General features: G+C 57.0%; 17 protein-coding genes. 4 read left to right on the top strand and 13 right to left on the bottom strand.

The window, feature by feature from the left end; translation table 11 throughout:
• Positions 1-7 precede the first annotated feature (7 nt).
• The 7 genes from hpaI to IMQ33_RS15880 form a co-directional block, all read right to left on the bottom strand.
• Positions 8-808 carry a 4-hydroxy-2-oxoheptanedioate aldolase gene (hpaI, locus tag IMQ33_RS15850; RefSeq protein WP_065683648.1) on the bottom strand — a complete coding sequence of 267 codons (801 nt, stop codon included), beginning with the start codon at positions 806-808 and terminating at the stop codon, positions 8-10.
• 11 nt (positions 809-819) lie between these two features.
• Positions 820-1,623 carry a 2-oxo-hept-4-ene-1,7-dioate hydratase gene (gene hpaH / locus IMQ33_RS15855; protein ID WP_021808005.1) on the bottom strand — a complete coding sequence of 268 codons (804 nt, stop codon included), beginning with the start codon at positions 1,621-1,623 and terminating at the stop codon, positions 820-822.
• Positions 1,624-1,637: 14 nt separating this feature from the next.
• Complete coding sequence (locus IMQ33_RS15860) at positions 1,638-2,024, bottom strand: 5-carboxymethyl-2-hydroxymuconate Delta-isomerase (RefSeq protein WP_024527249.1); 387 nt, start codon at positions 2,022-2,024, stop codon at positions 1,638-1,640.
• A gap of 9 nt (positions 2,025-2,033) precedes the next feature.
• Positions 2,034-2,891 carry a 3,4-dihydroxyphenylacetate 2,3-dioxygenase gene (gene hpaD / locus IMQ33_RS15865; protein WP_024485491.1) on the bottom strand — a complete coding sequence of 286 codons (858 nt, stop codon included), beginning with the start codon at positions 2,889-2,891 and terminating at the stop codon, positions 2,034-2,036.
• Positions 2,892-2,997: 106 nt separating this feature from the next.
• On the bottom strand, positions 2,998-4,452 hold the full coding sequence (gene hpaE / locus IMQ33_RS15870) for a 5-carboxymethyl-2-hydroxymuconate semialdehyde dehydrogenase (RefSeq protein WP_021808003.1): 1,455 nt from the start codon (positions 4,450-4,452) through the stop codon (positions 2,998-3,000).
• The gene (locus IMQ33_RS15875; RefSeq protein ID WP_065683650.1) at positions 4,449-5,213 is read right to left on the bottom strand and encodes a fumarylacetoacetate hydrolase family protein; all 765 of its coding nucleotides are present in this window, start codon (positions 5,211-5,213) and stop codon (positions 4,449-4,451) included. The genes hpaE and IMQ33_RS15875 overlap by 4 nt, the downstream gene beginning before the upstream one ends.
• Positions 5,214-5,215: 2 nt before the next feature.
• A complete protein-coding gene (locus IMQ33_RS15880; RefSeq protein WP_196062199.1) occupies positions 5,216-5,842 on the bottom strand; it encodes a fumarylacetoacetate hydrolase family protein in 627 nt (208 codons plus the stop codon).
• A 260-nt stretch (positions 5,843-6,102) separates the two neighbouring features.
• Between IMQ33_RS15880 and hpaR the strand changes: the two genes are divergently transcribed.
• Positions 6,103-6,546 carry a homoprotocatechuate degradation operon regulator HpaR gene (gene hpaR, locus IMQ33_RS15885; RefSeq protein WP_065683652.1) on the top strand — a complete coding sequence of 148 codons (444 nt, stop codon included), beginning with the start codon at positions 6,103-6,105 and terminating at the stop codon, positions 6,544-6,546.
• Positions 6,547-6,710: 164 nt separating this feature from the next.
• On the opposite strand, the gene IMQ33_RS15890 is transcribed toward hpaR, so the two are convergent.
• Genes IMQ33_RS15890 through IMQ33_RS15910 form a run of 5 tightly spaced genes read right to left on the bottom strand, consistent with a single transcriptional unit; the run spans position 6,711 to position 11,139 of the window.
• The gene (locus IMQ33_RS15890; RefSeq protein WP_196062198.1) at positions 6,711-7,502 is read right to left on the bottom strand and encodes an SDR family oxidoreductase; all 792 of its coding nucleotides are present in this window, start codon (positions 7,500-7,502) and stop codon (positions 6,711-6,713) included.
• Between the two features lie 4 nt (positions 7,503-7,506).
• Complete coding sequence (locus tag IMQ33_RS15895; RefSeq protein ID WP_161712784.1) at positions 7,507-8,298, bottom strand: MoaF C-terminal domain-containing protein; 792 nt, start codon at positions 8,296-8,298, stop codon at positions 7,507-7,509.
• Positions 8,299-8,308: 10 nt separating this feature from the next.
• On the bottom strand, positions 8,309-9,091 hold the full coding sequence (locus tag IMQ33_RS15900) for an SDR family NAD(P)-dependent oxidoreductase (protein ID WP_196062197.1): 783 nt from the start codon (positions 9,089-9,091) through the stop codon (positions 8,309-8,311).
• Positions 9,084-9,671 (bottom strand): DUF3156 family protein, encoded by a 588-nt coding sequence (locus IMQ33_RS15905; RefSeq protein WP_065683656.1) that lies wholly within the window; start codon positions 9,669-9,671, stop codon positions 9,084-9,086. The genes IMQ33_RS15900 and IMQ33_RS15905 overlap by 8 nt, the downstream gene beginning before the upstream one ends.
• Positions 9,646-11,139 carry an APC family permease gene (locus tag IMQ33_RS15910; protein WP_065683657.1) on the bottom strand — a complete coding sequence of 498 codons (1,494 nt, stop codon included), beginning with the start codon at positions 11,137-11,139 and terminating at the stop codon, positions 9,646-9,648. Before IMQ33_RS15910 ends, IMQ33_RS15905 begins: the two co-directional genes overlap by 26 nt.
• A gap of 428 nt (positions 11,140-11,567) precedes the next feature.
• On the opposite strand from IMQ33_RS15910, the gene IMQ33_RS15915 reads away from it, so the two are divergent.
• The 3 genes from IMQ33_RS15915 (at position 11,568) to IMQ33_RS15925 (ending at position 14,633) form a co-directional block, all read left to right on the top strand.
• Entirely contained in the window at positions 11,568-12,227 is a 660-nt protein-coding gene (locus IMQ33_RS15915; RefSeq protein WP_024485482.1) for a LuxR family transcriptional regulator, read from the top strand.
• 106 nt (positions 12,228-12,333) lie between these two features.
• Positions 12,334-13,524: an MFS transporter gene (locus IMQ33_RS15920; protein WP_196062196.1), complete on the top strand. Its 1,191-nt coding sequence runs from the start codon at positions 12,334-12,336 to the stop codon at positions 13,522-13,524.
• Positions 13,521-14,633 (top strand): class II histone deacetylase, encoded by a 1,113-nt coding sequence (locus IMQ33_RS15925; protein ID WP_196062195.1) that lies wholly within the window; start codon positions 13,521-13,523, stop codon positions 14,631-14,633. Before IMQ33_RS15920 ends, IMQ33_RS15925 begins: the two co-directional genes overlap by 4 nt.
• 41 nt (positions 14,634-14,674) lie before the next feature.
• Here IMQ33_RS15925 and mngB read toward each other — a convergent pair whose 3' ends face one another.
• Positions 14,675-17,311, bottom strand: a complete 2,637-nt coding sequence (gene mngB / locus IMQ33_RS15930; RefSeq protein ID WP_196062194.1) for a mannosylglycerate hydrolase — start codon at positions 17,309-17,311, stop codon at positions 14,675-14,677.
• Between the last annotated feature and the right edge of the window lie 31 nt (positions 17,312-17,342).

The raw sequence follows: 17,342 nt of genomic DNA on the forward strand, positions 1-17,342 counted from the left end.
ACTCCGATTAGTAAACGCTCTGGGATGGAGGTGGCTCCGCCGCTTTATCCTGTTTGAAACTGCTGAGCAGGGAGTCTGCCGCCCGTACCAGCAGAGTGGTATCCACGCCAACGGCAACAAACAACGCGCCGGATGCCAGATAGTGCTGCGCCAGTTCCTGCTGTGCCATCAGGATGCCCGGTGCCTTGCCTGCGGCACTGATGCGGGCAATGGCATCGTCAATAGTGCGCTGCACTTCGGGATGCTGCGGATTACCGGCAAAGCCCATGTCGGCACTCAGATCCGCCGGGCCGATAAAGACGCCGTCGACCCCTTCCACCTCCAGGATGGCATCCAGATTTTTCACCGCCTCTCGGGTTTCGATCTGTACCAACACACACATCTGGCTGTCGGCAAGATGCAGGTAATTCGGCACCCGGTTCCAGCGCGAGGCGCGAGCCAGCGCACTGCCAACCCCGCGAATGCCGTTTGGTGGATAGCGGGTCGCCCGCACCGCCTCCTGCGCCTGTTCGGCGTTTTGGATCATCGGGATCAACAGGGTTTGCGCACCAACGTCCAGCAGTTGTTTGATCAGCACCGGATCGTTCCAGGCCGGACGCACCACCGGATGGCTGGGATAAGGCGCCACCGCCTGCAACTGCCCCAATACCGTTTGCACATTGTTAGGCGCATGTTCGCCATCGATCAGCAGCCAGTCGAACCCGGCGCCGGCCAGCAGTTCCGCGCTGTAGCTGCTGCACAGCCCCAGCCACAGGCCGATCTGCGGGCGTTTTTCCTGCAAGGCCTGTTTGAAATGGTTAGTTATCATCGTGTTGCTCCTTAGACAAACCGGCAGCTGATGCAGCCCATCGGACCATAGTCGGCATGGAAGGTATCGCCGCGCCGTGCCGCCACCGGGCGGGTGAAGGAACCGCCAAGGATGATTTGCCCGGCCTCCAGCTCCACGTCATACGGGGACAGCTTATTAGCCAGCCAGGCCACGCCGTTGGCCGGATGATTGAGCACCGCCGCCGCCACGCCAGATTCTTCAATCACGCCATTGCGATACAGCAAGGCACTGATCCAGCGAAGATCCAGCGCATCAGGCTTGATCGGCCTGCCGCCCATCACCACTCCGGCGTTGGCAGCATTGTCGGAAATGGTGTCGAACACCTTGCGTGGCCGCTGGGTTTGCGGATCGACGTTATGGCTGCGGGCGTCGATGATCTCCAGCGCCGGGATCACATAGTCGGTAGCGTTATAGACATCAAATAGCGTGCAGTTCGGCCCGCGCAGCGGCTTCGCCAGCACAAACGCCAGTTCGACTTCGACGCGTGGCACGATAAAGCGATCGATCGGGATGTCGCTGCCATCGTTAAAGAACATGTCGTCCAGCAGCGCGCCGTAGTCCGGCTCGGTGATCTGCGAGCTGACCTGCATAGCGCGCGAGGTCAGCCCGATCTTATGCCCCTTCAGCGTGCGCCCTTCGGCGATCTTCAGCTCAACCCATTGGCGCTGGATAGCATAGGCATCTTCTATAGTGATCTCCGGGTGATCCAGCGATAACGCGCGGATCTGTTCCCGGCTCTGCTCGGCCTGATGCAGGCGCTGCACGGCTCGGCTCAGTACGTCTTTATCCAGCATTTACCACCCCTTGTTCAGTCCTTGCTAAACAGCGCATGGACGTTGTTTTGCTTGTAATTCAGCACCGGATCCAGCTCTTCCATGGTGAAAGAGAGGGCCAGATAGCGCTTGGCCATCAGCGCTGCAAAGTGATCCTTGATCAGGATGAACAGCATTTCGCCCACCTGTTGGCGGCTCTCCAGACTGCGGCCGTGGCCAATCTTCAGCGTCATATGTACAAAGGCATAGTTCTGCTTGCCGTCGGCCATCTGCCAGGTATCCAGCCAGATGGCGCGGCTCCGGATGCCAGCCAGCGGGAAGATGCCGGTTTCCGCCAGCGCGTGATTAACCTTGTCGAACAGCGCTGGCAAATCCGCCTCCCGGCGGATGTTGTCGGTACATTCAGCGTAAAAATGGGGCATTGGGTATCCTCAGGCTTGAGCGGGAAGCGGGAATATGCCGTTGACCTGGCCGGTTCCGGAACTGGCAAACAGCGGGGTAACGAACTCCACCTTGCCCTGGTACTTGTCCCAGCCCAGCAGGCCCAGCAACATCACGGTGTCGTGCATATTGCCTTCGCCATAGCAGTAATCGGCGTACTCCGGCAGCATTTCGCAAAACTCGCGGAAGCGCCCTTCTTCCCACAGTTTCACTACCCGTTCGTCCATCTGCTGGTCGAACTGGCGGGTGTAGCTGTTCATGCCCTGCTCGGCACGTTGATCGTCGATAAAGCGGTGTGACAGCGAGCCGCTAGCCAATACCGCCACGGTGCCGTCGTATTTCTCAATCGCAGTTTTGATCGCTTCGCCCAGGCGGCGGCTATCGGCAAAGTCATGCACGGTGCAGAAGGCAGAAATGGAGATCACCTTGAAGTGGCGGTCGCTGTTCATGTAGCGCATTGGCACCAGCGTACCGTATTCCAGCTCCAGGCTTGGGATCTCATGGGCCTTGGCACGTACGCCAAGCTTGCGGGCTTCATCGGCAATCATCTGCCCCAGCTCTGGGTTGCCGTCGTATTCATAGGTCATGTCACGAATGAAGTGCGGCAGCTCGTTGCTGGTGTAAAGCCCTTTGAAATGCGAGTTACAGTTGATGTGGTAGGCGCTGTTCACCAACCAGTGGGTGTCGAATACGATAATGGTGTCGACGCCCATTTCACGACAGCGGGCGCTGATCTCTTTGTGACCATCAATGGCGGCTTGACGGCAGCCATGGTGTTCTCCTGGCAATTCAGACAGGTACATCGAAGGAACGTGTGTAATCTTTGCGGCTAATGCTAATTTACCCATATGTCCTCCTATCCCCTTTATCTTTCAGCCTGCAGCACGGCAGGCCGCAGGCTGATATCTATCGGGTCTAGTCCTTGGTTGTTGTTTTAAAGGGCACGGAGCTATCTCACACTCCCCAACGTGGGATCGGGTGATCCCCCATGGAGATACAAACGTTTTTCATCTCGGCAAACACTTCGAAGCTGTACTCACCGCCTTCACGGCCGGTGCCAGAGGATTTCACCCCGCCAAACGGCTGGCGCAGATCGCGTACGTTCTGGGTGTTGACGAAAACCATACCCGCTTCAATATTGCGGGCCAGACGCAGGACTTTGCTCACGTCCTGCGTCCAGATGTACGACGCCAGGCCGTACTCCACATCGTTGGCCATGCGCAGGCCGTCTTCTTCTGATTTGAACGGCAGGAGGCAGGCCACCGGCCCGAAGATCTCTTCCTGCGCGACACGCATATTGTTGTTAACATCGGCCAGCACCGTTGGGCGCAGGAAATTGCCGTGGCTCAAACCGGCCGGTTTATCCGGGCCACCTGCCAACAAAGTGGCCCCTTCTTCGATGCCCAAGCGAATATAGCCGGAGACTTTTTCCCAGTGCTGCGGGCTGATTAACGCACCGACCTGAGTATTGGGATCCATCGGATCGCCTACGCGCAGGCGGTTGGCACGCTCGGCAAAGCGTTTGACGAATTCCGGGTAAATACTTTCCTGAATAAAGATGCGTGAACCTGCGGTGCAGCGTTCACCGTTAATCGAGAAGATGGTGAACAGCGCAGCATCCAGCGCCCGCTCGATATCGGCATCCTCAAAGATCAGCACCGGTGATTTGCCGCCCAGCTCCATCGAGAATTTCTTCAGCCCGGCGCTTTCAATAATGCGGCGGCCGGTTGAGGTCCCCCCGGTGAAGGACACCGCACGCACGTCCTTATGGCGTACCAGAGCATCCCCCGCCGTTGCGCCATAGCCTTGCACCACGTTCAGCACCCCGGCAGGAATACCGGCTTCCAGCGCCAGTTCACCCAGGCGATCCGCCGTCAGTGGCGACAGTTCGGACATTTTCAGCACTGCGGTATTACCTAACGCCAGGCAAGGTGCTGTTTTCCAGGTGGCGGTCATAAACGGCACGTTCCACGGCGACACCAGCGCACACACGCCCACCGGTTGGATCAGCGTGTAGTTGAGCATCTTGTCGTCCACCGGGTAGGTGCGGCCATTCATCTGCTGGCAGATCTCGGCAAAGAACTCAAAGTTGTGCGAGGCGCGTGGGATCAGCACGTTTTTGGTCTGGTGGATCGGCAACCCTGTATCTGCGGTTTCCATCTCGGCAATCTGCGGCACGTTCTGGTCGATCAGTTCACCCAGGCGACGCATCAGGCGTGCCCGCTCTTTCATCGGCGTATTGGCCCATTTCGGGAAGGCTTCTTTTGCCGCAGCGACTGCCTGGTCGATTTCGAGCTGGCCACCGGACGCCACTTCCGCCAGCACTTCGCCGTTAGCCGGGTTGGTGGTGGTGAAATACTCTTTGCTGGCGACGTTCTTGCCGTTGATCCAATGGTTGATGGTTTTCATCCCTTGCTCTCCTCGTAATCTTTTTCACTGATGATGTGGTTAACCAAACGGCCAATGCCTTCGATCTCAACCACAATTTCATCCCCAGGCTGCACGTCGGCCAGCCCTTTCGGCGTGCCGGTGGCGATCATGTCGCCAGGCTGCAACGTCATAAATTCACTCAGGTATTCGATCAGGAACGGGATGTCGAAAATCATGTCAGCGGTGGTGCCGCGCTGGCGCAGTTCACCGTTAACGTAGGTGCTGAGCGTCAGGTTATGCGGATCTGCGACATCGTCACGATCGACAATGTAGGGGCCGATAGGCGTCAGGGTGTCGCGGCTTTTCACCCGCAGGTTGGGGCGGTAGTAGTTTTCCAGGTAGTCGCGGATGGCGTAGTCGTTGCACAGGGTATAACCGGCCACGTAATCCATCGCCTGTTCGCGGCTGACGTTGCGCGCAGTTTTACCGATCACCGCCACCAGCTCGGCTTCGTAGTGCATGTATTCCACCTGCGCCGGTCGCACGGAAACCTGGCGGTGGCCGGTCAGGCTGTTTGGCCCTTTGAGGAACACCAAAGGCTCTTCCGGCGCTTTAAACTCCAGCTCACTGGCGTGATCGGCATAGTTCAGGCCGAGGGCAAATATCGTGCCCTGCGCCGGTGGCAGCCATTCCACATCGTGCTCATCGAGCTTGCTGCCATCGGGCAGGGTAACGCTTAACTGGTCGTCTACGGTGACGTTAACAATCTGGCCATGATGGCGGATACGAGCATGTCTCATGGTTATTCTCCTGCCTGCGTCACTGGGTTGGTAAGGGTTGACAAACCTGCGGCCCGCACCGTCACTTGATCACCCGGCTTGATCTCAACCCGCTGGTGTGGCGTGCCAATCAGCACAGCATCCCCCGGTTGCAGGGTAATAAAATCGCTGATAGCGGCGATCAGTTCCGGCACCGAACGCACCAGATCGGCCGTTGACCAGCGATCCTGCTCCACGCCGTTGATTTCGGTGATAATTTCCAGGTTGCTGGTGCTAGCCAATGAAGCCACCTCTCCCAGCGGGCAGAAGCCGTCACGGCATTTGGCCTTGATCGCCGGTCGATAGAAGCTGGTTTCCGGCAGGCTGACGTCGTTAGCCAAGGCATAACCGGCCACATAATCGGCCACCTTATCCGCCGCCACCTTGCGTGCGGTGCTACCAATCACGACTGCCAGCGTTGCGCCACTTTGCACGGTTTCACCGGCCGGGAACGGAATGCTGCCGCCGTTGGCAAGATAGGTATTGCGCGGTTTGATAAACCACACCGGCGTCTTGGGCGGCGTTTGGTAAGGGGCGGAGCGAAACGCCTGATCCCAGGCATCAAGCTGGCTGCGGTGGTTAAGTGCTACGGAAAATACGGTGCCTTTCATGCAGACTCCTTCTACGGATCGCCAATCATTAATATGTTAATGAATACTTTTATACGCTGTTCAGCATTTACGCAACGTTGTTAATTTAATTTGTGATCGTGATAACGAAATATTCACAAATTATGCACATTAGCTTTATTAATCAGCAAATTAACCTTTTTCGCCGGATTTTTACGTGACGGATCGCGTTTTGCCGTTCTCCGCCGGTCAAAAATTGGCTACTATTAAGTTGTTAATAAAATTAAGCCAAGGCCATCGACATGCATGAATCGTTAACCATCGCCCTGTTGCAGGCGCGTGAAACCGCCATGGGGTTCTTCCGCCCGATCCTGAAAAGCCACAATCTGACAGAGCAGCAATGGCGCATCATTCGCGTATTGGCCGATAACCGTTCCATTGAGTTTCACGAGTTGGCCGCAGAAACCTGCATCCTGCGCCCCAGCCTGACCGGCATCCTGTCGCGCATGGAGCGGGATAAGCTGATCTTTCGCCTCAAGCCGGTTAACGATCAGCGCAAGCTGTACGTGTCCTTGACTCAGCAGGGACAGGAGCTGTATGAACTGGCACGCCACCAGGTGGAACAGGGATATGGGGAGATAGAAGCGGCATTCTCGAAGCAGAAGATGGAACAGTTGATGGAGCTACTCGACGAGCTGATCCGCTTAGGGGATCAACATGCCAACAACGTAGTTGCTCACAAATAGCCCAGCCTCCCAACCCAGGGAGCTGACAGTCCCTGCTCTGTTGGGAGAAAGAGGGTAATCTCAGCAAACTCGATCGCCCCTTAATACAAGGTGCGTCACCGAATTTTCAAACCCACTCGATCGGTCCCCTCGCCCTGTGGGAGAAGGTTAGGGTGAGGGTATCCTCAGAGACTAGCAGGTTGAGCTTCCGGCAACAGCGCACCACCATCCACCACCAGCGTCTGGCCGGTGATATAGCTCGCAGCCGGTGAGGCTAAAAAGACCATTGCGGCAGCGATATCCTCCGGCTCCCCCAACCTGCCTAACGGCACCGCAGAGGCAATCGCCTGGTTCACCGCGTCCCCGCCCAGATTTGCCATCGCGGGCGTGCGGATCATCCCCGGCTCCACGCCGTTCACCGTGATATTGTCAGATGCCAGTTCCAATGCGGCGGCACGAATAAAGCCGTTAACTCCCGCCTTGGAAGCCGCATAGTGCGCCAACCCCGGGTAGGCCACCCTTGGCCCTGTGACCGACGAGGTCACCAGAATGCGTCCGCCTCCCTGGCGCTTCATCCACGGCTGTGCCGCCTGAGCCAGAAAAAACGGTGCCATCAAATTGACGCTTAACGTACGTTGCAGCAGTTCAGCATCAATCTGGCTAAACGGCCTTAGCGGAAAATAAGCGGCGTTGTGGATCACCACGTCCAGCCGCTGATGCTGCTGCGCTATCTGCTCTACCAGCTCGGCAATCTGCCCTGCATCGGCCATATCGCAGGCAGCCGCCTGCACTTGCCAACCCAGCTGGCACAAGCTTTCAGCCGCCTCCTGCGCCTTTTGCCGTTGTAGATCGGCCATCACCACCTTGGCCCCCAAACGAGCAAAGGCGCTGACGATCGCCAGCCCAATGCCCTGCGCACCGCCGGTCACCAGCACCACCTGCCCGGTAAACGCATCACTGGCATAAATCGCCGTCATCGGCTCAGGCCTTTGGGTAATGCGTGGTGTTAAGGATCTGCGCGTGAGCGCCCACGGCAAAGTTACTCAGGCTGCTGAAATCACTGCCCTGATAGCCGAGGATCTTGCCATCGGTGCGCATCTCTTGCAGATCGATCATCACCACGCCCAGCGTTGGGATAATTTTCTCGCGCCAGACGAACAGATAAAGCTTCTCCGCCACTTTGACGTAATGGCAGCGATCAACATCCGCCAGCCCTTTCTCGACCCCGTCCAAACACTGCCAGGCGTAGAAATTATTGTTCAGATAAATATGCTCATAGCGCTCCGTCGGGCTGTAGGTATACATATTACGCATCCCGATCAGTTCGTCGGTAAACTGCGGCAACGGTGCATCGCTGTTGTCCAGGCGGCCAAAGCGGAATTCAGCATTCACCGCAGTCAGCGGCAAGCCCTGCTCCACCCGGCTAAAGGCATCCAGCCGCGCCTGTGACTCATCCGGTAACTGACCATAGACGGCGGTAAAGTTACCCTGCTGACGATCGCACACCAGCGTAACGCTGCCGCTGGGCCGCTGCGGATCGAGGAAATCGATAAACAGGATCCCCGGACGAATGCCGGTGGCTCGGTAGTCAACCCGTTGATCTCCCCACTGCAGGGTTTGATCGTCGTTAAAGCTGCACTGCACCGTTTCCCCTTCGGCAAAATGGAACGCCAGCGTAGTACCGGCTAAATCCTGCTGTGCCAGCGTATGACTGTGAGGAGCGAAACCTTCCGCCAATGCGCCAACCTGAATAAATACCGCTTCTGAACTCATGACAATCTCCTTACAGGGAAGTGAAAGCTAAGGTCGGCACATCGACAATGGTGGAACCGCCATCGGCCACCAGCGTCGCGCCGGTAATAATTGACGCCTGCGTTGAGCAGAGAAAACGACACACTTGGGCAATCTCTTGCGCACTGGCCGGGCGGCGCAGCGGCACATCGCGACAGACATGTTGATAGGCCTGCTCGAGCGTTAAGTTATGTGCCGCCATCAACGGCTGCATTTCTTCATCGGCCATCGGCGTGGTCACCCAGCCGGGGCAAACGGCGTTGGCACGTACGCCCTGTGGGCCATAATCGCGGGCGATAGAACGCATCAGGCCGATCAGCGCATGTTTGGCGGTGACATAGCCACACACCTCCGGCCCGGCGGCCAACGAGGCGATCGATGCGACAAACAGCAGATTACCGCAGCTTTTCACCAACTCCGGCAAACAGGCCCGGGCACTGGCAAACGCGCTGTTGAGGTTGCTGTCCAGCGCTTGCTGCCACTGGGCATCGGTGACTTCGGTGATACGGCCCAACCCCATCCCGCCAGCGCTGGCGATCAGGCAGTCGATACGTCCGGCCTGCTGTAAAATCGCAGGCAGAATGTCGGTGTGCCAACTGGCTCCGCTGGCGGCGTCCCCAATTACGGCATGTGCTCCAATCTCCGCAGCCAAGGCGTTCAAGGGTTCGCGGCGGCGGCCAACGATAAACACCTGGTCCCCCTCCTGCACCAGCAAACGCGCACAAGCAGCGCCAATGCCGGTTCCGCCGCCGGTAATGACCACCACTCTACTCATTACATTTCTCCATCAACTGGCCGATCATCAGGAAACTACTCAGTAGCAAGCGCCGCTGCTCGGCCTCCAAGCGCAGATAGCGACGGCTGGCGGGTAGGCGGCTGACCACTTCGGAAGCGGCAAAATGCTCAATATCCAACTGCCAGCGGCCCTCTGTTATCGTGAGCGTGGCGCGGCGAAAATCGAGCTTGGCCAGCGTGTCGCCGATTTGTGGGTATTGCTGCAACGCGGCGATCAACTGCCGAGCACCATCATGTTTGGCTTTGGTGCGATAAATCACGCCATTACGGCGCAGCCAGCCACCGGTGATGATGTTGAGCACCTGCGGCTCGGTAAAGCGTACGCTGCCCTGCAAGCGGAAACGGTGAGTGACGATATGCGCCAGAAACAGCGACTGCACCTGTTCAGCCACCTCGATCACCGGTCCCTGTGGTAGCGTGAGCCGCAACTGATTAACAGCAACGCGTTCACAGGCGTAAGGCCGCAGGTTATTGGCCAGGCGATCCATCGTCGTTCCCGGCTGATAGCCAGAAGGATCGCGGTGCCAATAACGATTAAGTGAGGGAAGTAAGCCGATCAAATTCCACCTCCGCAGCTTCTGCCTTGTTGAAGGCACTTTCCAGCACCTCTTCCACCGGCACCGGTTTAAACGGATTCACCTTCTGTACGCACAGGGTCCAGAACAGCGCATAGGCGGAAGTCAGGCCGATCATGATGCCAAAGGGGATGTAGACATCGCGTGGGTTCATGCCCGGTGGCGTGATGTAGAAAATCGCCAGCACGATACCGACGCTGGAGACAATCTGTGGCAACGGGAACCAAGGCGATTTATAGGCGCGTGGCAGATCCGGACGGCGGATACGCAGGATCACCACCGAGCAGGTCACCAGCAGGTAAGCCACGCCCCAAGCACATACGGCGGCCAGCACCATCGGCATAATGCGGTCCAGATTGCCCTGAATGGCAAAAGCATGAACGCAGGGGATCAGCACCGCAGCGGCAATCGCGACTACCGGAGTTTTAAAGCGCGGGTGCAGATAGGCGAAGATACGTGGCATAGCGCCATCCAACACCATGCCGTAGATAATCCGTGGCACCGCTGCCATCAAGGTATTAATCGTCGCAGCACCGGCCAGCAGCAGCCCGACGCCCAGCCAGTATTTGCCAAAGTTACCCATAATCTGGCCAGCAAATGCCGGGATAGCCATTGGCGTATCCAACAGGTGCACGTTATTGGCCGCATCCACCACCACGTTTTCCACCTGGTGGCTCAGTGCCGCACCGTATAACGCCATGCACAGCGCCACACCGCACAACCCCAGGGACATGGCCCGTGGGATCACCCGGTGCGAACGTTTAATCTCCGGCGCCATCGGCGTTACCAACTCACAGCCGACGAACATAAACATCGCCATGCCGACCAGGCTGAACACCGCAAAGGGATCGCCGACATCCAGCGTGGTGCCAAACCAGCCTTCTAGCGGTACGGCATGCGGCAGCAACAGCCCGGCGATCGAAAAGATCATCAAGGTGCTCCACATGCAGAACGTCAGCACGACCTCAGCCTTGCCAAAGGCTTCGATGCCAAACGCATTCAGAATACCGAAAATGATCACCAAACCTACGCCGATCATCCATGAGCTGTTATTACTCTCCATCAGGGTGTTGAGGTGTTCAAAGTTCACCAGCGCCATGATGCCGGAAAGAATGGTTTCGGCAGTGCCAGCAAAGATATGGACGATCAGATAGGCAGACAGGGTGCCGGTAATGGCAAAAAAGCGCCCCATACCGCAGGAGATATAGTCATACACCGAGCCGGTGGTGGGCAGGATCGCCGCCGCTTCAGAGAAGGTAGTGAGCTGGGCTTGCATCATGATAAAGGCGATCAGCATCGCCAGCGCGAAGGTGTCACCGCCGATACCAAAACCGCTGGTAACGGTGAGGATCACCGGGCTGGCCATGATCACCCCAACCGAACTGGCTAACGTGGTGGGGAACCCGACCTTGCCCCGTTCTAGCTGGGCATTGAGCCGCGACGACAGGTTCATGGTATTTCCTCTTATAGTGGTTTTTACCCGGTGTTGTAGCCGCCAAGGGCGGTAATCTCACTATAGGAAGGAAAGCAAAAGGCTGGCTATCGTCCTTAAGGACGAGAGAGGCAGAGGAGTTAATGGGGGAGTTGAGTTACTGGGCAAAAACTCTATCAACGAGAAATTACTTTAAATTCAGTAGTAACCGCTTGGCCCATTTCATTAATGTGTTAATGAAAACACTACTCATCGGCTGTTGGATACTCCACCACTCAACATGGGGATGTTGTTATTAATGTATTTTATTGCAATCCGGCTCACGTTGTTAATATGTTTTCGTTGTGTTGCATAATTGCTACACCTATGCTTGTATCGTTCACATATTGTCCAGATACCTTTGCAGGTGTCCTTCAGGGTACTGAGCGATCAACGGAGGAAAATGCATTATGACCACCACATCATCCTTCATGCGTAACGACGCTTTTATCTCGAGCTGTCTGAATACCATTGCGCATCTGATCCCAGTTTCAGCCGGGGTTTTTTATCTGGTGGACCCGGACCTGCGGCCAGATCACTACATTCTTCATGGCATTAGCGATGATACCCATCAGCAATATCTGGACCATTTTCAACAGCTGGACCCGTTAAAACCGGCCAACTTCCACCAGCAAGACATCCAGATGGTGAACATGACGCCAGCGGCGATCGCCAATAACCGCCACTATTATCACGACTTTATGCTGCCCAATCGCATGCGAGACATGACGGAGATTTTTATCCGCCAGCGTAAGCGGATTATTGCCGGGGTTTCTCTGATCCGCGATACGCCGTTCACCGAATTGGAACGCAGCCGCTTACGTGCGGTGCTGCCGTTGATCGAGTTGGCCACCCGCGATCTGCTGCCAGACAGTGAAGCCCAGTTGCTCACCGCCAAAGAGCAGGAGATCGTCAATATGGTGCGTGAAGGGGCCAGTAATAAGCGTATCGCCTTGAAGCTCGGCATTTCTCTATCGACGGTGAAAACCCATATGCGCAATATCTTTGCCAAAACCGCCGTGGTCAACCGCACCGAACTGGTCTCCAGCGGGTTTATTGCCTACGGCTGATCCTGACTAAAGCAGTAACACTCAACCATCCGCCAATGCTGGCGCGGCTTCCCCATGCTTAAAAAGCGTGGAGGGTAACGATTGACGAAACTCAAGGATAACGACGATGTCCAGTGATGCAGTTTCTGTGCCTTCTACCGGGGCCTTGCTCCCCTGCCCACCCAGGCTGTTAACGGCGATTATCGTGTTTGCCGCCATCGCGCCGGGGATCCTGATGACCGCTCCCGCCGTCGCTGCCCAGTTAGCCAGCCAGTGGCACCTCACACCTGGCCAGATCGGCCATCTGTTTTCCACCGAACTGGGAGCCATGAGCATCGCCACGCTGCCCGCCTGGTGGTGGATCAGCCGGATCAACTGGCGCAAAGTCGCTACGCTAGCAGCGATGGTGTTCCTGATCGGCAATCTGGCCTCGGCCATGGCCACCGATTTCAGCTTGCTATTGGTATTGCGATTTATCGCTTCACTGGCCGGTGGCACACTGATGATCCTCTGCATTTCTTGTGCGGCAGGTACCGCCAACCCCAGCCGAGTCTATGCCTTTTGGGTGCTGGGCCAACTGCTGCTAGGCGTGTTCGGCTTGCTGGCATTGCCCCCGCTGTTTGCTCATTTCGGCCTGATGGCGGTTTACCTTATCCTGGCGGCGATCATGCTGTGTTGCCTGCCGTTACTAAGTGCATTCCCCAGCGGCTTCCGCCATAGCCACAGCGCGGCCAGCCAGATGCCCCCAAGCCTGCCCATTTACAAGCTGTTTGCCGTGCTGGCGGTATTGGCCTTTTACATCAGCCTGAGTGCGGTCTGGACCTTTATCGGCACTATCGCCGAAGCCGCGGGCCTTTCACCGGTGCACAGCGGGCAGGTGCTGGCGGCCGCCACCCTGTTTGGCATCATCGGGGCTGGCGGGGCGGCACTGGTTGGCGCAAGACGCAGCCACAAGCCGTTGTTGTGGATCGGCTACGGCCTGCTGATTGCCAGCGTCCTGCTGCTGAGCCGCAACCCGCTACTCATTCGCTTCACCCTCGCCGCCGTGATGTTCAAGTTCACCTGGACCTTTGTGCTGCCCTTTATTCTGGCGCGCGTTTCGGTGCTGGATAACAACGGCAAGCTGATGAACAGCATCAATCTGGTGATTGGCGGCGGCATGGCCATTGGCCCTACGTTGGCGGGTTACCTGATCGAATCTTCCGGCGGGATCAACGCATTGCTGATCGGCGCATTGAGCTGTGCGCTGCTGTCCCTGCTGCTGATCTCGCTGGCTTCACCGCGCGCGCCGCGCCGTTTAACAGGAGTCATAAGGTGAAAAGAACAACCGGTTTTTTCTTCGATGAGCGCTGTTTCTGGCATAGCACCGGCTTACATGCCACCACGCTGCCGGTGGGCGGCTGGGTGCAACCGCCATCTGGAGCCGGGCATGCCGAGTCGCCGGAAACCAAGCGGCGGATGAAAAACCTGATGGACGTTTCCGGCCTGTCGCGCCAGCTCAAGCTGCTGAGCGCCGAGCTGGCCGATGAGGAAGATTTACTGCGCATCCATCCGGCACATTACCTGCAACGCTTCAAACAGCTGAGCGATAACGGCGGCGGCATGTTGGGGGAAGAGGCTCCGCTGGGGCCAGGCAGCTATGAAATTGCCAAACTTTCCGCTGGGCTGGCCTGTGCTGCGGTAGAGGCGGTGCTGAAAGGGGAACTGGACAACGCCTATTCCCTCTCACGCCCGCCGGGCCATCACTGCCTGCCGGATCAATCGATGGGGTTCTGCTTCCTGGCTAATATTCCCATTGCCATCGAACGCGCCAAAGACCGCTTCGGGCTAGGCAAGGTGGCAGTGATCGACTGGGACGTGCACCACGGCAACGGCACCCAGCACATTTACTGGCAGCGCGACGACGTGCTGACCATCTCGTTGCATCAAGACGGCTGTTTCCCGGCGGGCTACGCCGGTGAACAAGATCGCGGTGAGGGAGCCGGGGCGGGTTACAACATCAATATTCCGCTGCTGGCCGGGGCCGGTGACGACGGCTATCAATACGCCATGCAGCAAATCGTCATTCCAGCGCTAGAGCAGTTTAAGCCAGAGATGATCATCATCGCCTGCGGTTACGATGCTAACGCCATCGATCCTCTGGCGCGGATGCAGTTACACAGCGACAGCTTCCGAGCCATGACCGCCCAGGTGCAAAGCGCTGCGGATCGGCTCTGCGGTGGCAAGCTGGTGATGGTGCACGAAGGGGGCTATGCCGAAGCTTATGTGCCGTTCTGCGGCCTGGCGGTAATGGAAGAATTGAGCGGCATACGCACCGAGGTGCAGGACCCAATGCTGGAATTCATTCAGCAACAGCAACCCCGCGAGGCCTTCAACCAGTTCCAGCGCGCCGCTATCGACCAGCTAGCACGCCAATTGAATTTATAGTTACATTCAGAGGCGTGGCAATCCACGCCTCTGGCCAGTACTTATCGGATAAAACGGAAGGTTTTCGACTGGCAAGGCGCCAAGGTAGTGAAATCCCCTTTTGCTATGCCTTGCTGTGGCAACGGTTGCTCGTCCATACCGGTTTCCAGCCATTCCTGCGCTGGAGCCGCCAACGTTAACGCTCCGCCGATCGACACCTGCTCCGAAGGGTTATACACGCGAATAATCAAAGCATCGGCATCCTCAGCCTTCTTCAACACGCTCAATACTGGGCCTGATTCTGGCATCGAAAGCAGGCTAAAGTGCAGCGGCGTGCGGAAGGCCGCCAGATTGAGCTTCATCGCATCAAACGGGATTTTGTTGTAACAGCGCACCGGAGTGACGTAGGCCCGGGCCTGCTGCATCACGCCCGCCTGGTGCGGATCTCCTGCAAAACTGAACAGGCTGAACCGGCAATGCAATTTGCCACGCATCTGGGAATCTGGCGTTGGCAGTTTGATGCCGGAAGGGCGACCCGGCCGCAACAGCAATTCCTCTTTACCCAGCACGCCTACCGAGCGGAACAGCGTCAGGGCAAAGGTATCGCGGCGCTCACCAACAATCTCGAACTCACGCAACCCCTCGGTAAACAATGCCATGCCATGCAGATCGTCATACAAGGCGGCAAAGTTCATCAGTTGCCACACCGGGATCGGCGCCTCTTTCCAGCCCTCTTGCTGCCAAACGGCCATGGCCGGATCGTCCACCGGGCGAGTAATGCAGCCAAACTGGTTATCCGCCAGCACGTTTTCACTGGCGAACGGCGTTGGGATCAATACCCGCACGCGGTGATCGTCGGCCTGGTTATCCAGCCACATCTCAATGTCGATGCGGCGGCTGTTGTGCGCCAACGTCACCTGGCACTGTACATCCAGGTAACCGTCGCTAAGCCGCTCCGCCCGCTGTTGCAGATTGGCTGGCAATGCCATGCGCAGTTCCAGTGTGGCGATACTCTGCCAAGCCTCATGTTTGATGGCGGTAGCCACTGCGCTTTGCGTGGAATAGATCAACCACTCTTCACGGGAAGGCGAATAGTCATACTCATCGCCATCGTCGGAGCCATCTTCCAGTTGCAACACCTGCTGATAGAGATAGCCGCTCTGTTTATCGGTAATATCCAACGTACCGTTGGCATTCAGGGCAATGCGGTAATACTCGTTTTCCAACAGTTCTGCCGGTTGCGCCGCAGCTTGGCGTTGCTGACCTGCGTGATTGGCATGAATATGCAGGGTGCAATATCCCATCGCGGGCAATGGGCGACAGAGCTGAATGTCGTACTCCATAAAGGGATCGTAGTTGCCGTAATGCACAATCTGGCGATCCACCAGCCCAGGATCGATCTCCCGCGCGGCGCGGATAAAATACTCCACCGGCTGGCCCTGTTCATCCATCAGCGAGAACTGCTGGGCACGAATACGAATGGTGGTGTTGATCACCTCTTCACGCGGGTAAGGCAGCAGGTTGAAGAACGTCAGTTTGTCGGCATCTGCGTGCTGTACCGGCATATTGTCGACAATCTTGCGCATGTAAAAGCGCACCAGGTTTTCCGCCATGTCGTCCGCCAGAATAAAGCGCGTCATGATCTCCTGATGTACCTTGTCGCTACAGCAACAGCCGATACTGTCGTGGGCGTGGTTTTTCAGGATCTCTTTCCACATTTTCTCCAGCAGGCCGTGATGGTATTCAAAGCCCAGTGACCAGGCGATCGCCGCCAACGGCTCAAGGATATTAACGATCTTGTTCTCGATCTCGGCGTGGGCGATCTTGATATCCATGCGGGTTGACGAGATGGTGCGGTGCACGCGCATGTATTTACCGTCGTTAAATTCGCCCTTCAGCGTCGCCAAACGTTCACGACTGGCTTCGATCCGCTCGAAGACCTCTTCAAAACGGCTCATGACAAACTCACGCTGTGGATAAATCTCGCGCAGTTTGGCCATCACCTGGAAGATATTCTGTTGCAGCGGCATCTGATCGTGGCCGTTCGGCAACAGGATATCTTTGGTAACCGAGGCGTTTTCCAGCACGGTGAAATAACTGTCCAGCCGTTTGCGCAGCCCTGCTTCATCTTCGGGCAGGTATTTACCAATGGCGTAACCCAGCGGCAGCACCTGTGCCGCAACTTCGCTGCCGTCGTTACTTTGCCACAGGAACTCGGTCTTGTCGGTACCGTGGCGCTCGGAGCAACCGCGCCAGAACATGGCGCGCGTGATACCGAACCCGTTGAAAATATGCGGTAACTGCGAAGACATGCTGAAAGAGTCCGGCAGATAGCCGATCTTCATCGGTTCGCCAAAGGACAGGCAGTCGCGCATGCCATACATCAGGTTGCGCACGATCGATTCCCCTGACACCACCATGGTATCGGTTTGGGTATACCACGGCCCAACGATCAGCTTGCCAGCCTGCACCAACGCTTTCACCCGCTCGTGATTTTCTGGCTTGATGGCAAAGTAGTCTTCCAGCACCGCCGTTTGCCCATCCAGCACATAGAAACGGTACTCGGGATCGGTTTCCAACCGGGTCAGGATCTCTTCCATGTTGTTTATCAGCAGGATGCGTGACTCCTCGGTGGTGAAATACCACTCACGATCCCAGTGCATATGCGGCGTAATGTGAACACGTGATACAGCTTTCATAATCAATTCCTAAGATGACGTAACCAAGCCC

The sequence above is a fragment of the Serratia sp. Res13-Sevr-LER1-36-b genome (assembly GCF_015673035.1).
Classification (GTDB): domain Bacteria; phylum Pseudomonadota; class Gammaproteobacteria; order Enterobacterales; family Enterobacteriaceae; genus Chania; species Chania fonticola_C.